The 13,633-nt window shown below is 70.8% G+C and carries 11 protein-coding genes, 2 pseudogenes and 1 riboswitch; of the genes and pseudogenes, 3 read left to right on the plus strand and 10 right to left on the minus strand.

Annotated features, from left to right (window positions below; genetic code table 11):
* Positions 1–105: 105 nt before the first annotated feature.
* Positions 106–287, minus strand: a riboswitch (cobalamin riboswitch).
* 87 nt (positions 288–374) lie between these two features.
* Both alaS and tsaD read right to left on the minus strand, forming a co-directional pair.
* Positions 375–3,024, minus strand: a pseudogene (gene alaS / locus ACFC1X_RS17025) (alanine--tRNA ligase).
* Between the two features lie 82 nt (positions 3,025–3,106).
* Positions 3,107–4,177 carry a tRNA (adenosine(37)-N6)-threonylcarbamoyltransferase complex transferase subunit TsaD gene (gene tsaD / locus ACFC1X_RS17030; protein WP_376354174.1) on the minus strand — a complete coding sequence of 357 codons (1,071 nt, stop codon included), beginning with the start codon at positions 4,175–4,177 and terminating at the stop codon, positions 3,107–3,109.
* A gap of 201 nt (positions 4,178–4,378) precedes the next feature.
* Between tsaD and ACFC1X_RS17035 the strand changes: the two genes are divergently transcribed.
* Positions 4,379–5,347: a DUF3500 domain-containing protein gene (locus ACFC1X_RS17035; protein WP_376354177.1), complete on the plus strand. Its 969-nt coding sequence runs from the start codon at positions 4,379–4,381 to the stop codon at positions 5,345–5,347.
* Here ACFC1X_RS17035 and ACFC1X_RS17040 read toward each other — a convergent pair.
* On the minus strand, positions 5,344–5,760 hold the full coding sequence (locus ACFC1X_RS17040; RefSeq protein ID WP_376354180.1) for a Rid family hydrolase: 417 nt from the start codon (positions 5,758–5,760) through the stop codon (positions 5,344–5,346). The genes ACFC1X_RS17035 and ACFC1X_RS17040 overlap by 4 nt on opposite strands.
* A gap of 109 nt (positions 5,761–5,869) precedes the next feature.
* On the opposite strand from ACFC1X_RS17040, the gene ACFC1X_RS17045 reads away from it, so the two are divergent.
* A complete protein-coding gene (locus tag ACFC1X_RS17045; RefSeq protein WP_376354183.1) occupies positions 5,870–6,358 on the plus strand; it encodes a MarR family winged helix-turn-helix transcriptional regulator in 489 nt (162 codons plus the stop codon).
* 13 nt (positions 6,359–6,371) lie between these two features.
* On the opposite strand, the gene ACFC1X_RS17050 is transcribed toward ACFC1X_RS17045, so the two are convergent.
* The 7 genes and pseudogenes from ACFC1X_RS17050 to ACFC1X_RS17080 all read right to left on the minus strand — a co-directional run.
* The gene (locus tag ACFC1X_RS17050; protein WP_376354186.1) at positions 6,372–6,554 is read right to left on the minus strand and encodes a DUF6480 family protein; all 183 of its coding nucleotides are present in this window, start codon (positions 6,552–6,554) and stop codon (positions 6,372–6,374) included.
* 152 nt (positions 6,555–6,706) lie between these two features.
* Entirely contained in the window at positions 6,707–8,935 is a 2,229-nt protein-coding gene (locus ACFC1X_RS17055) for an MMPL family transporter (protein ID WP_376354189.1), read from the minus strand.
* Between the two features lie 386 nt (positions 8,936–9,321).
* Positions 9,322–10,917 (minus strand): polyamine aminopropyltransferase, encoded by a 1,596-nt coding sequence (locus ACFC1X_RS17060; RefSeq protein ID WP_376354192.1) that lies wholly within the window; start codon positions 10,915–10,917, stop codon positions 9,322–9,324.
* A gap of 25 nt (positions 10,918–10,942) precedes the next feature.
* The gene (locus ACFC1X_RS17065) at positions 10,943–11,380 is read right to left on the minus strand and encodes a DUF350 domain-containing protein (RefSeq protein WP_376354195.1); all 438 of its coding nucleotides are present in this window, start codon (positions 11,378–11,380) and stop codon (positions 10,943–10,945) included.
* 61 nt (positions 11,381–11,441) lie between these two features.
* A complete protein-coding gene (locus tag ACFC1X_RS17070) occupies positions 11,442–11,837 on the minus strand; it encodes a DUF4247 domain-containing protein (RefSeq protein ID WP_376354197.1) in 396 nt (131 codons plus the stop codon).
* The gene (locus ACFC1X_RS17075; RefSeq protein ID WP_376354200.1) at positions 11,834–12,340 is read right to left on the minus strand and encodes a DUF2617 family protein; all 507 of its coding nucleotides are present in this window, start codon (positions 12,338–12,340) and stop codon (positions 11,834–11,836) included. The genes ACFC1X_RS17070 and ACFC1X_RS17075 overlap by 4 nt, the downstream gene beginning before the upstream one ends.
* Positions 12,341–12,717: 377 nt before the next feature.
* Positions 12,718–13,293: pseudogene (locus ACFC1X_RS17080) on the minus strand (VOC family protein); the annotation flags it as partial.
* Between the two features lie 126 nt (positions 13,294–13,419).
* Here ACFC1X_RS17080 and ACFC1X_RS17085 point away from each other — a divergent pair.
* Entirely contained in the window at positions 13,420–13,620 is a 201-nt protein-coding gene (locus ACFC1X_RS17085) for a type II toxin-antitoxin system VapB family antitoxin (protein ID WP_376354202.1), read from the plus strand.
* Positions 13,621–13,633 lie beyond the last annotated feature (13 nt).

Below are 13,633 nucleotides of genomic sequence, written 5' to 3' on the forward strand. Positions count from 1 at the left end.
GCCGGAGGGCGCGAGTCGCGTATGGCCGGAATCCCGTCAGAGGGCGGGTTCACCAGGGTCGTGGGTGCACACCGGTGCCATGCGTGTCAGCTCCATCCTCGTGGAAAACACGGAACATCCCGCGGCCGGTATCCTGACTCCCGGATCAGCGCGCGCCGTCCGCCTTCCCGACATCCAACTCGTCAGTGGCGTACCGCTCGACGGCGTACTCCCCGGTCACAGTGGCGGGACCGTGCCGGAATCACACCGGCTTCCCTGCACCGCGGGCCTTGTACTCGCGACTATATAGTTGGACGTCCTAGTAAATCCAGTGCCGCGCGGCGGGCAGGCGCCGGGAGGGCCCTGCGCCGGGCCCCGGGCTCTCCCGCTCGGTGTCAGTGTCCGGCGACGAGCCGTGGCAGGGTGGCGAGGACGCCGGTGACCCGGCCGGCGGGCAGGCCGCCGCCCTGGGCCAGGTCGGGGGATCCGCCGCCGCGGCCGTCGAGGAGCGCCTTGACCAGCGTGGCCGCGTTCAGCCCGGCCTCCCGGGCCTTCTTGTTGAGGGCCACGACGACCGCGCCGTGGTCCGTTCCCACGGCGACGGCTCCGGGCGTGGTGCCGGGCAGACGGTCGCGTACCGCCAGGGCCAGGGCGCGGGCCTCGTCGGCGCCGCCCTCGGCGGTGGTGGTGACGACGAGGGTGCCGCCGGCGTCGACGGCCTGCCCGGCGAGTTCGGTGGCACGGACCGTGGTGGCCCGGCTCTTGAGGCGGGCGTTCTCCCGGTCGGCTGCCTTGAGCCGGTCCAGGAGGGCGGCGATCCTGTCGGGCAGTTCGGCGCGGGGTGCGTTCAGCTGTTCCGCGACGCGGCTCACCAGGTCGCGTTCGCGCGCGAGGTAGCCGAAGCCCTCGATGCCGACCGCGGCCTCCAGCCGGCGTATCCCGGCGCCGACGGAGGACTCGCCGGTGAGGGCGACGGTGCCGATCTGCGCGGCGTGCTCGACGTGGGTGCCGCCGCACAGCTCGCGCGACCAGGCGCCGCCGATCTCGACGACCCGGACCTGCTCGCCGTACGTCTCGTCGAACAGGGCGAGCGCGCCGAGTTCCTTGGCCTCGGGGAGGGTCATCCAGCGGACGTCCACCGCGAGGTCGCGGCGCAGGGCGCGGTTGGCGGCCTCCTCGATCTCGCCGCGGACGGCCGGGGAGAGGGCGCCGCGCCAGGGGAAGTCGAGGCGGAGGTGGCCGGGGCGGTTGTAGGAGCCGGACTGCAGGGCGTTCGGGCCGAGGATCTCGCGCAGCGCGGCGTGCAGGACGTGGGTGCCGGAGTGGGCCTGGCGGGCGCCGAGCCGCCACTCGGCGTCGACGGCGGCCACCACCGCGTCCCCGGTGGCGAGTTCACCCGCCGTGACGCGGACGCGGTGGACGACCAGGCCGGGCAGGGGTCGCTGGACGTCGATGACCTCGGCCTCGCCGGAGGCGCCGGAGATCCGTCCGGCGTCGCTGTCCTGGCCGCCGGACTCGGCGTAGAACGGGGAGCGGTCGAGGACGACGGTGGCGAGCTCGCCCTCCCGGGCCACCGGGGCGGTCCCGTTCGCGCCGAGGACGGCGAGGACGGTCGACTCGGTGGTGAGGGCGGACCAGGCCCGCCAGTCCGTCGGCCCGTGGGCGTCCAGCACAGCGCGGAGTGCGGCGGTGTCGGCCGCGCCGCCGGACTTGCGGGCCCGGGCGTCGGCGCGGGCCCGCTCGCGCTGCTCGTTCATCAGGGCGGTGAAGCCGTCGCGGTCGACCTCGACGCCCTGTTCGGCGGCCATCTCCAGGGTGAGGTCGATGGGGAAGCCGTAGGTGTCGTGGAGCAGGAACGCCTGCGCGCCGGGCAGTGAACGGCCGCCTTCCTCCTTGACCTTGGTGACGGCCGTGTCCAGGACTGTGGTGCCCTGCTTGAGGGTGGTACGGAAGGCGTCCTCCTCCCCGTACGCCTGGTCGGCGATCCGGGCGAACGCTTCGGTGACCTCCGGGTACGAGGGGGCCATGCAGTCGCGCGCGACCGGCAGCAACTCCGGCAGGACGGGATCCTGGAAGCCGAGCTGGCGCATGGAACGGACCGAGCGGCGCAGGATGCGGCGCAGGACGTAGCCGCGGCCCTCGTTGCCGGGGGTGGTGCCGTCGGCGAGGAGCATGAGGGCGGTGCGGACGTGGTCGGCGACCACGCGGAGGCGGACGTCCGCCTGCGGGCCGGCGCCGTAGCGGACGCCGGCGAGGTCGGCGGCCCGGTCGAGGACGGGCCGGGTCTCGTCGATCTCGTACAGGTAGGTTGTCCTTGCCCTGGAGGAGGGTGGCCATCCGTTCCAGGCCCATGCCGGTGTCGATGTTGCGGCGGGGCAGTTCGCCGAGGATCGGGTAGCCGGACTTGCCGGTGCCCTCGCCGCGCTCGTACTGCATGAAGACGAGGTTCCAGAACTCCATGTACCGGTCCTCGTCGACGGCCGGGCCGCCCTCGCGGCCGAGGGCGGGTCCCCGGTCGTAGTACAGCTCCGAGCAGGGGCCGCAGGGTCCGGGCACGCCCATGGACCAGAAGTTGTCCTCGTCCCCTCGGGCGACGATCCGCTCGTCCGGCAGACCCGCGACCTCGCGCCAGATGTGGCGGGCGTCGGTGTCGGAGTGGTGGACGGTCACCCAGATCTTCTCCGGGTCCAGCCCGTAGCCGCCCTCGGCCTGCGGCCGCGTCGACAGCTCCCAGGCGAGGGCGATGGCCTCCTCCTTGAAGTAGTCGCCGAAGGAGAAGTTGCCGTTCATCTGGAAGAACGAGCCGTGCCGGGTGGTCTTGCCGACCTCTTCGATGTCGAGCGTGCGGATGCACTTCTGCACGCTCGTGGCCCGGGGGTACGGCGCGGCCTGTTCGCCGGTCAGGTAGGGCTTGAACGGCACCATGCCCGCGTTGACGAACAGCAGTGTCGGATCGGGGGTGGGCAGCGGCGCGCTGGGCACCACGGTGTGGCCGCGCGCGGCGAAGAAGTCGAGGAAGCGCTGGCGGATGTCGGCGGTACGCAAGGGTCTCACTGCTCCGGTGGAGGGGTCGGAAGACGCGGGGTCGGGGGCGCGGGCCGGGTGTCGCGAGCGGCGACGGCGGGCCTCAGGCGACCTGTGGTGCGCGGGCCGGGAGGGGCGTCAGCGAGGCGTACTCCAGCGGCGCGGACGGATCGATGGACACCTCCAGTGGCGCGGGCTCGGCGCCGGCGCGGACGAGGAGGTCACCGACGGCCGCGATCATGGCGCCGTTGTCCGTGCACAACGTCATGGGCGGCACTCGCAGCTCGATCCCGGCCGTGGCGCAGCGTTCCTCGGCCAGGCCCCGGACCCGGGAGTTCGCGGCCACACCGCCGACGACGATCAGTGTCCTCACGTCGTGGGCACGGCAGGCGGCGAGCGCCTTGCGGGTCAGCACGTCCGCGACGGCCTCCTGCAGGGCGGCGGCGCCGTCGGCCACCGACACTTCCTCACCGCGCAGCCGCTGCCTCTCGACCCATCGGGCCGCGGCCGTCTTGAGCCCCGAGAAGGAGAAGGCGTACGGGTCGTCGCCGGGGCGCGTGAGGGGGCGGGGGAAGTCGACGGCGCGGGGGTCGCCCTCCCGTGCCGCGCGGTCGATCGCGGGCCCGCCCGGATAGGGCAGGCCGAGGATGCGGGCGACCTTGTCGAAGCACTCCCCCGCCGCGTCGTCGAGGGTGTCCCCGAGGTGCAGGATCGGCTCACGCACCAGGTCCCGCACGAGCAGCAGCGAGGTGTGTCCGCCGGAGACGATCAGCACGACGCACGGAGTGGGCAGCGGCCCGTGCTCCAGCGTGTCCGCGGCGACGTGTCCGGCCAGGTGATGCACCCCGTACAGGGGCACCCCCGCCCCGTAGGCGAGCGACTTGGCTCCGGCGAGGCCGACTTGGAGGGCGCCGGAGAGCCCGGGGCCGGTCGTGACGGCGACGGCGTCGATCCGGCCGAGTCCCAGCCCTGCCTGGTCGAGGGCCTCACGCACGACCGGGTTGAACGCCTGGAGATGCGCCCGGGCGGCGATCTCGGGCACGACCCCGCCGAAGCGGGCGTGCTCGTCCATGCTCGACGCCACGACGTGGGCGAGCAGCCTTCCGTCCTGGACGATCCCGGCTCCGGTCTCGTCGCACGAGGATTCGATCCCGAGTACCACTGGTCCGCCCATCGGGCACATCTCCTTCTGCACATGGTCCGCAACTGCAATATATGTGCAATAGATGCGGGCAGACACGTCCGGCCCGTCCGAGGGCGACGGCGAGCGCGTGCGGGGTGAGCGCTTCCCGACCGCGGAGGCATGCGGGTACGGGATTCTGCGCGCAGAATGAAGCCCGTCGCCGGCCGAGTGGCCGTCAGCGGGAGGAGAAGCGTGGGCGAGACTCCGTCGAAGCACATCGCCTCCGGGATGCGGGAGGCGGCACGTGCGCTGCTGGCCGCCCTGAAGCCGGAGCAGGTGCGTGAACTGCGCGCAGGGCCCGACCGGTTGGACGCGCCGGAGCTGCGCGAGTGGACCTACCTGCCGGGCCCGCGCCCCGGGCTCTCCACCGAGGGACTCGACGACCGGCAGCGCGAGGCGGTCGACGCGCTCCTGGCCACGGCGCACAGCGTGCCGGGAGCGGAGCTGGCGCGCGGGGCGATCGAGGTGGAACGGCATCGCCGCGCCCAGCAGGGGGCCGTGGGCGCGGACCGCTACTGGGTGCGGCTGCTCGGTGACCCGGACGGCGACGAACCGTGGGGCTGGCGGATGAACGGCCACCACCTCGCCGTACACGTACTGGTCACGGCGGCCGGGATCCGGGTGACGCCGCACTTCGTCGGCTCGGAACCGGCCCGCATCGGCAGCGGCCCCCAGGCCGGCCGCCGGCTCCTGGGCCCGGAGGAGGACCTGGCCAGAGAGCTGATCACGGGCCTGGACGGCGGTGCGCGGGCCGCGGCGGTCTTCGCCGCCACGCCGCCGGACGACATCCTGACCCGGGACGATCCGTTCGCCGATCCGACCGCCCTGCCGGACGGCCTGACCCACGACCGCATGACGCCCGGCCAGCAGCGCCTCCTGGAGTCCCTGGTGCGCCGCTATCTCGACCGCGCGCCCGCGGCGTACGCGCGGGAGTGCTGGTCGGACGCCGTGACTCGCGGACTGGGTTCAGTCTCCTTCGCCTGGGCCGGCGGCCTCGTCCCCGGAGACCGGCACTACTACTGCGTCCGCGCCCCGGATTTCCTCATCGAGTACGACAACACCCAGGACGACGGCAACCACGCCCACTCGGTCTGGCGCCACATCCGCCACGACTGGGGAACGGACCTGCTCCGGGGGCACTACACGGAGCGGCACGCTTAGCCGACGACGGCGGTGACGCGGATCTCCACGCGCATGGCCGCGAGGCCGAGGACCGTGACGCCGGTCTCGGTCCAGATCGGCGCGCGGCCGTCGAGGCGGCGGCGGAACTGCTCGGCCATGACCCTGTTGTGGTCGTCGCCGATGGCGTCGTCCCCCGGTGCGACCTTGTGGTACGAGTTGACGTGGATGACGTCCTTCCACGTCGCGCCGACCGTGGCGAGCGTGCGCTCCACGTTGTCGAAGGCCTGGATGATCTCGTCCTCCAGCGAGTCGGGGATGACCAGATCGTCGTCCACTCCGGCCTGGCCGGAGATCTCCACCCGGTCGCCGACGCGGACGGCTCCGCTGTAGCCGAGGGCCTCGTGGAGCTTCTCACCGAAGCCCGGAGTGACGCCGAAGGTGACGGTGCTCATGGTGGTCCCTCTTCCTGTCCATAGGGCCGCGTTTCCTGTCGCATGACTTCACGCGTAAAGTGAGACTAGCAAGCGATGACTTCAAGCGCAAAGTGATGACGGAGGGCGCATGAGCGGCACCGGAGAACACGAGGACGATCAGGACCTGCGATGGCTCGACGAGCAGGAGAAGGCGGCGTGGACGGGGCTGATCTCCCTCGTCCTGCTGCTGCCCGGCAAGCTGGAGTCACCGCTGCGGCAGGAGCACGGCCTCACCCTGTTCGAGTACCTCGTGCTCAGCCACCTCTCCGAGGCTCCGCAGCGCAAGCTGCGGATGGGAGAGCTCGCGTTCCTCGCCAGCGGATCCCTCTCCCGCCTGTCCAACGTCGTCAAACGCTGTGAACAGCGCGGTTGGGTCGTACGGACCCCCGACCCGGCCGACGGCCGCTATACGCTCGCCGCACTCACCGACACCGGCTTCGACACCGTGCACCAGGCAGCGCCCACCCACCTGCGCTCCGTACGCGGCATCGTCCTCGACTCGCTCAACACCAGCGACCAGAAGGCCCTCGCGCGCATCGCGGAGAAGCTCCGCATCGTCCCCGACGACTTCGGCTGACGGACGGAGCCGGTCACATGAGTGACACGGCGCGGGCGACGAAGAAGCCGGCGAAGATCACCGCGCCGATGAGGATGATCCACGTCCAGATGCGGGGGTGCTCCCAGATGCCGCCGTCGGGGCGCTCCTCGTGGGCCTCGGCCGTGGAGCCTTCGGCGGGAGGGGTCTCCTCGGGAGGTACGAGCGGTTCTGTCATGCTTCCAGGTTCCTGCAGACACCCGGGGTACGCATCCGCTGCCGCACACGCTCCGCACGCGACCCGCGGACGCGGAGGACGAAGGTCCCGGCAGTGACACGACTGTCACTGCCGGGACCGGGCGCCGCTGGGGGTGATCACTGTCGGCGGGATCAGACTCCCGTGGGGTCCTTCTCGTACGTCCGCTCCGCCACGGGTGCCGGCTCGTGGCCGCCCTCGCTGAGGCCGAAGCGGTCGTGCACCTTCCGCAGGAACGGCGGCGCGTACCAGGCCGAGCGGCCGAGCACGCGCATCGCGGCGGGCACGAGCACGCCGCGGACGGCGACGGCGTCGATGAGGATGGCCAGTCCGCTGCCCAGACCGAACATCTGCATGTAGCTGATGCCGGCCGTCCCGAAGGCGAAGAAGCTGACCGCCAGCAGGCAGGCCGCCGCGCTGACGATGCGTCCCGTGTGGCCGAGCCCGTTGACCACCGCGGTCTCGTTGTCCGCGCCCTCGTCGTGCAGCTCCTTGATCCGGCTGGTGACGAACACCTCGTAGTCCATCGAGAGGCCGAAGGCGATGCAGAACATCAGCAACGTCATCGACACCTCCATCGGCTGCGGAGTGAAGCCGAACAGGTCGGAGAGGTGGCCGTCCTGGAACATCCACGTCATGACGCCGAGGGCCGCTCCCAGGCTGACGATGTTGAGCACCAGCGCCCGCAGCGGCTGCACCACGCTGCCGGTGAACAGGAACAGCAGGATGAAGGTGGTGAGGGCGATCAGGCCGCCGGCCAGCGGAATCAGGCTGGTGATGGAGTCCTTGGAGTCGACCAGTGCGGCGTCCCTGCCGCCCGCCAAGGGGTCTGTCCCCTCGGGTGCTTCGACCGCTCGTACGTCCTTGACCAGGTCCTGGGCGGCGTCCGACATCGGTGTCAGGTCGCTCACCACGTTGATCCGCTGCGCCTCGGGGCGGCCGAGCGCGGCGTTGCGCGGGCTGGGCGCCGCGGCCTGCCCGTCGGTGTAGGTCCCGGTGGACGCCTCGACGCGGACCACGCCGTCGAGCTCCGAGAGCTTGCCCGCGTACGAGTCCAGCGGCGCCTTGCCGACGGCCTTGTCCATGACCACGTGGATGGCCGCCGCGTCACTGCCGTTGAAGTTCTTCTCCAGTGCGGCCGAGACCTGGCGGCTCTTGGCGTCCTCGGGCAGGGAGCGCTCGTCGGCGATACCGATGGTGATGCCCAGCAGCGGGCTCGCCGCCAGCAGCAGCACCGCGAGCACCGGCAGCGCGGTGAGGGCCGGACGCCGCATGGCCGTACGGGCCAGCCGACCCCAGAAGGGGACCCTGGAGTCGTGCCGCTTCGCGTTCTTCGCCCAGGGCAGCTGCCCCTTGTTGACCCGGTGTCCCAGGACCTTGAGCAGGGCCGGCATCACGAACAGGGTGCTGATGGCGGCGATGGCGACGACACCGACCCCGGCGTACCCGAAGGAGCGCAGGAAGTACTGCGGGAACACCAGCAGCGCCGCGAGCGCGACCGCTACCGTGGCGGCGGAGAAGGCGACCGTACGGCCCGCGGTGTTCACGGTGTGCCGGACGGCGTCGTCCACACTCGCGCCCTTCGCGAGCTGTTCGCGGAACCGGCTGACCATCAGCAGCGCGTAGTCGATGCCGAGACCGAGTCCCAGGGCGGTGGTCAGGTTGGTGGCGGTGATGGAGATACTGGTGGCGCTGCCGAGGAGGAAGAGTTCCGCGAACGTACCCACGATCGCGATGAGCCCGATGACCAGCGGCAGCAGGGCCGAGACCACACTGCCGAAGACGAAGAGGAGCAGCAGGAGGGTCAGGGGCAGCGCGATCGCCTCGGCAAGGACGAGGTCCTCGGAGGAGTAGGTCCCCATGTCGTCACCCACGGCCGCGGTGCCGCCGGCCTCGACGGTGAGCCCGGCGCCCTTCGCACCGGTGTACTCGTCGATGATCTCCTTGGCGTTCTCCCGCTCCTTGGTGTCACCGCCCTTCACATGGGCGAGCACCATCGCCTGGTCGCCCTCCTTGGAACGGAGGTCCGGGTTGCCGGTGTCCCAGTACGAGATGACGTTCGCAACCGTGTCCTCGTTCTTGAGATCGGCCGCCAGCTTCGTGCCCTGCCGCTTGACGGCCTCGGCGTCGACGCCGCCCTCGGGGGCACGGACCAGCAGGACCAGGTTGGACTCCCCGCCGAACTTGTCGCTGATGACCGTCTTGGCCTTGCTGGACTGGGAGGACGGATCGTCAAAGCCACCAGGCAGGAGCTTGCCGAACGCGCCGGCGCCCAGAACTCCCATGAGGACCACGGCCACAGCGGTGATGACGAGTACCAGCCGGGACCGGCGGATCGCCAATTCGGCTATGCGTTCAAACACGCACTTTCTCCTTGCATTCTGACGGCGTGAACCCTGGGCCCGCGCTGGTGGTGGGGGTGTGGCCCTGAAGGTATCCAGGCAGCAAGGGGCTTTGGCAGTGCGAGATTTACTTGACAGTGTCAGGTATTTCTCACACCTATTCCAGGACGCCGCGAGCGGCACGACCTTGGTGACTCCGGGCCCTCGTCATGGCAAGGGAGCTCGGGCCCCTGCGGCTGATCGAGCCGAGCACACGGGCGGCACCGCCGAACTCGTCCCGGCCGACAAGGCCTTCGTCGACCCGAGGCGGCCGGTGCGCTGGGCGAGTACCGCAGGATGGGAACGTGCTCCTGAATCGCCCGCCGATCGCGACGCGCCGGCGACCGTCGGCGGGCACCCCGCCTGACTCAGTAGTCGCGCCACTCGTCCAGAACGTATTCGAGCACCGCCGGATCCATCAGGGTGCTCGGCCGTACGTCGGTGCGGCGGCGGTCGACGGGGAACACGGTGGCCGCCTTCAGCACCGCCTCGTCCAGGTAGCGGAGCTTCGGCGTGTCCTGGGCGAGCCGCAGCGGCGGGGCCTCGGTGCCGGGGGCGGCGAGGACGAAACCCCAGTTGCCGAAGCTCGGCACGTCGATCTGGAACTCCGTCGTCGCGTACCCGGCCGTCTCGATCGTCTTCGCGATCGACCAGTAGGTCTTGGGGGCGAAGAACGGCGATCCGCTCTGCACCATGACCTGGCCGTGCGGCGCCAGTACCCGGCCGAGCAGATGGTAGAACTCCACCGAGTACAGCTTCGCCAGCGACGCCGAGTCCGGGTCCGGGAAGTCGATGATCACCGCGTCGTACCGCTGCCGGGCCTCGCGCAGCCAGGTGAAGGCGTCCGCGTTGACGACCTCGGCCCGCGGATCGTCCAGCGAACCGTGATTGAGCTTGCGCAGCGGCTCGAAGGTGCGCGCCAACCGGGTCACCGCCGGGTCCAGTTCGACCAGGGTGACATGCCGGACATCCTCGTAGCGCAGCACCTCGCGCAGCGCGAGCCCGTCACCGCCGCCCAGGATCAGCACGTTGGAGCGGCGGCCGGACAACGCGGGGTGGACCAGCGACTCGTGGTAGCGGTACTCGTCGACCGAGCTGAACTGAAGGTCGCCGTTGAGGAAGAGCCGTACGTCGGGGCCGCCGGTGAAGGCGGTGGAGCGGGTGACCACGATGTCCTGGTACTGCGTGGTCTCGGAGTGGATGATCGGGTCCGCGTACATGTGCTGCCGCGCAGTCACCTCCAGGTCGTCCGCCAGCACATACGTCGTGCCGAGCGCGGCGAGCACCACGGTGACGCCGGCCAGCAGCCCGGCCCGGACCAGCCGGCCGGTCTGGCGGCGGAAGATGAACACCACGACGATGACACCGGCGATCGCGTTGACCACGCCGACCACCAGCGCGCCCTTCAGCTGGCCGAAGGTCGGCAGCAGGAGCAGCGGGAAGCACAGGCCGCCGACGAGGGCGCCGATGTAATCGACGGCGAACATGTCGGCGACGGCGCTGCTCGCTTCCTGTTTGCGGATGCGCTGGAGCAACGTCATCAGCAGCGGGATCTCGGCGCCGATGAGCAGGCCCACCACCAGGGCCACCACGATCATCGCGGGCATGTAGAGCTGGAGCCAGGCGAAGGCCGCGTACAGCATCAGGACGGACAGGCCGCCGACCAGCGCGAGCACCCCCTCCAGCACCGCGAACGCGACGATGGGATGGCGGCGCAGCGGTTTGGCAGCCAGCGAGCCCACGCCCATGGCGAAGACCATCACGGAGATGACCACGGAGGTCTGCAGCACCGAGTTGCCGATGAGGTAGCTGCCCAGCGCGGTCAGGGCCAGTTCGTAGACGAGGCCGCAGGCGGCGCAGAGGAAGACGGAGAGCAGCAGCAGGAACCGCGCCCCCCGGGTGTGGTGGTGGGCCGGGGGGCGCGAGGGCGTCGCGGTGGCGCGGTCGTCCAGGGTGGAGCTCATGGGGGGGGTGGTCCTCGTGGTGGTCCTAGGAGAGGGCCGCGCCGACCATGACGGCGGTGCCCAGGTACATGCCGGCCTGGACCCAGGCGGCGGGGTGCGAGCGGTCGTCGCCGTCGTCGAGGGCCACCGCGCCCATCTGACCCGGCGTCAGCATGCCTATGACGATGCCGACCAGCGTCATCACCAGCACCCCGGCCAGACCGTAGAGGAGCGTGCTGAACAGGCCGTATCCCAGGCCCTCCTCGGACTCGCTGGCCTGGATGGCCGACATGATGACCAGCCCGACCGCGACGGACTGGCCGCCGAGGAGCACGGCCGCGCCGCGGTTGCGGTCCCGCCACACCACGTGGAAGAGCTTGCCGGGCGTGACGAGGTCGAGGGCGACGAAGCCGACGGCCATCACGGCGAGGCCCACGACCCCGTAGAGCAGGGCCTGCCCGGCCGACTCGAAGATCTCGGTCACTGCGTTGCCTTTCTGGAGGGCGTCTGGGGAGGGCGTCGTCAGGATCGGGGGGCGCCGAGCGTCACTTGCCGGAGCCGGGGCCGCCGCCGCGGAAGCTGCTCGGGTTGGGCCAGTAGGTGAGGTGCTGGTGATGCCGGCGGTAGCCGTTGCGGTAGTCCTCGATCTCGATCGTGCTGCCGCTCTTGTACGGCGAGACGGTCACCATGTCGTCGCCGTAGCGCAGGAACTCCATGCCGCCGCCGGACGCCCGGTCGAGGGCGTCGCGGTGGTCGTCGATCGCGGCGGCGACCTTGGCCGGCGAGCTGTTCTTGTCGAGCCACCCGCTCCCGCCGGCGGAGTAGGTATCGCCGATCCAGTTGCGCGGGACGCCGTCCTCCCCATCGCTGGAGCAGGCGGAGAGCAGGACCGTGACCAGCACGGCCGTCACCGCCCCGCGTAGGTGTCGGGTGCTGTTCATCGAGCCTCCAGCCGGCTGTGGGTCGATACGATGTGCCCGTCCTGCGGGTAGCTGTGCCAGGTACGCCAGGCCAGCCCCGCGCCGGACCGCTTGCCGCGCGCCTCGACGACCACCGCCGTCACTGCTTCCGGAGACCCGGGGAAGACCCCGCACAGGCTGTGCTCCGCCGCGTCCGCGCGGCTCAGGGCGTCCGCGACCCGGGCGCTGAACTCCTCGGGTCCGAGGCATGCCGTGTCGGCGCTGAAGTCGTACGTCCACCCCGCCAACCGCCGGGTGTGCGTCGCCGGCAGTCCCCTGACCGCCTCCGGCAGGCACGCCACGGTCTCCCGCACCGGGCCTGCGAAGACCTGATGGGACGCGCCGAGCAGCCTCAGTCGCACGGCAAGCCCTCCCACGGCCACCTCCCGTTCGGCAAGCGCCGGCCGTTCGGTCAGGTCCAGAGAGAAGCAGAGCTGATCCGCGGCCGTGTCCAGGTAAGGGGCTTGCAGAGATATGGCGTGCACGCGGCCCCCCGGTCCGATATTGCTACGAGCGGCGCTGAGTATGACACATGCGTCAGCGGTGGCTGGAAAGCGGCCCCTGGGCAGTCTCGTTCGGATTACCGACTGTGTTGCGCTGCCTGTAGGCGTCGCGGTCGGAGGCGGGCGCCCTGCCGCCCGGATACCGTCCCTGCGCAAGTGCCTGCGGATTGCGCGTGTTCGACGGCTTCCAACTGGTCACGCACGCAGTGGATACTGATCATCAGCCCACTGGGACGGAACACGTGCCGTCCCGGCCGGTCGGCCTCCGATACCGAGGAGAGATCGCGGAGCGAGTTTCAGCGCCGTGCCGGCCGCGTGCCGAGCCATACCGATTCCCGGCTCACTTCTCGGAGTGCCCGTCAGCCCCGGCCGAGGACGCAGAACTCGTTGCCTTCCGGGTCGGCCAGGACGACCCAGGAGACGTCGCCCTGGCCCACGTCGGCCCGGGTCGCGCCGAGGGCTTCGAGTCGGGCGACCTGCTTCGCCTGGTCCTCGACGGGGTCGGACATCACGTCGAGATGGACGCGGTTCCATACGACGTCGTCGTCAGGCGTCCGGCGGAACTCCAGGTACGGCCCGACACCCTTGACGGAGCGCAGCAGGGCGCGGTCGTCGGTCAGCTCGTGGAGGGTCCAGTCAATCGCCTCGCCCCAGAACCGGACCATGGCCCGCGGGTCGGCGCAGTCGACGACCACGGCGGCTATCGGCCCGGTGTCCCGGTAGGGCTCTTGGGGCTCCAGGACGCTGAACACGTTGCCTTCCGGGTCGGCCATCAACGTCCACGGTGCGTCGCCTTGGCCCACGTCCGCGAGCGTCGCCCCGAGCTCCTTCGCACGTGCGATCAACTCCGTCCGGTGGGTGTCGGAGGTCGTGGCGAGCGCGATGTGGACGCGGTACTTCACGGTCTCCGGGTCCGGGACGCGGACGAGATCGATGGGCCTTGAAGTTCACCTGAACAAGTTGCAGCGTCATGCCGCACACCCTAGGTAGTCCTGCAACGCCGGCAAGCGAGTCGATGCTGTGTGGCTGTTAGAGTCCCGGTCCGACGAAGGGGGACGCTCGTGGCCAAGGTCAACATCAGTCTCGATGCCGAACTGGTGGTGGAAGTGATGGTCCTTGCCGGGGTCGGCTCGCCCCAGGACGCCGTCGAAGCCGTGGTGCGTGACTACATCGCCCGGGGGCACCGCACCGAGGCACGCACCGAGCTCAAGGACCAGAGCCTGCGCGAGGTCGATGCCAAACCGCAGGAGTCTCAAGGCTGACCACGGATCGATC

Origin of the sequence: Streptomyces sp. NPDC056128, assembly GCF_042263835.1 — a bacterium.
Lineage (GTDB): Bacteria > Actinomycetota > Actinomycetes > Streptomycetales > Streptomycetaceae > Streptomyces.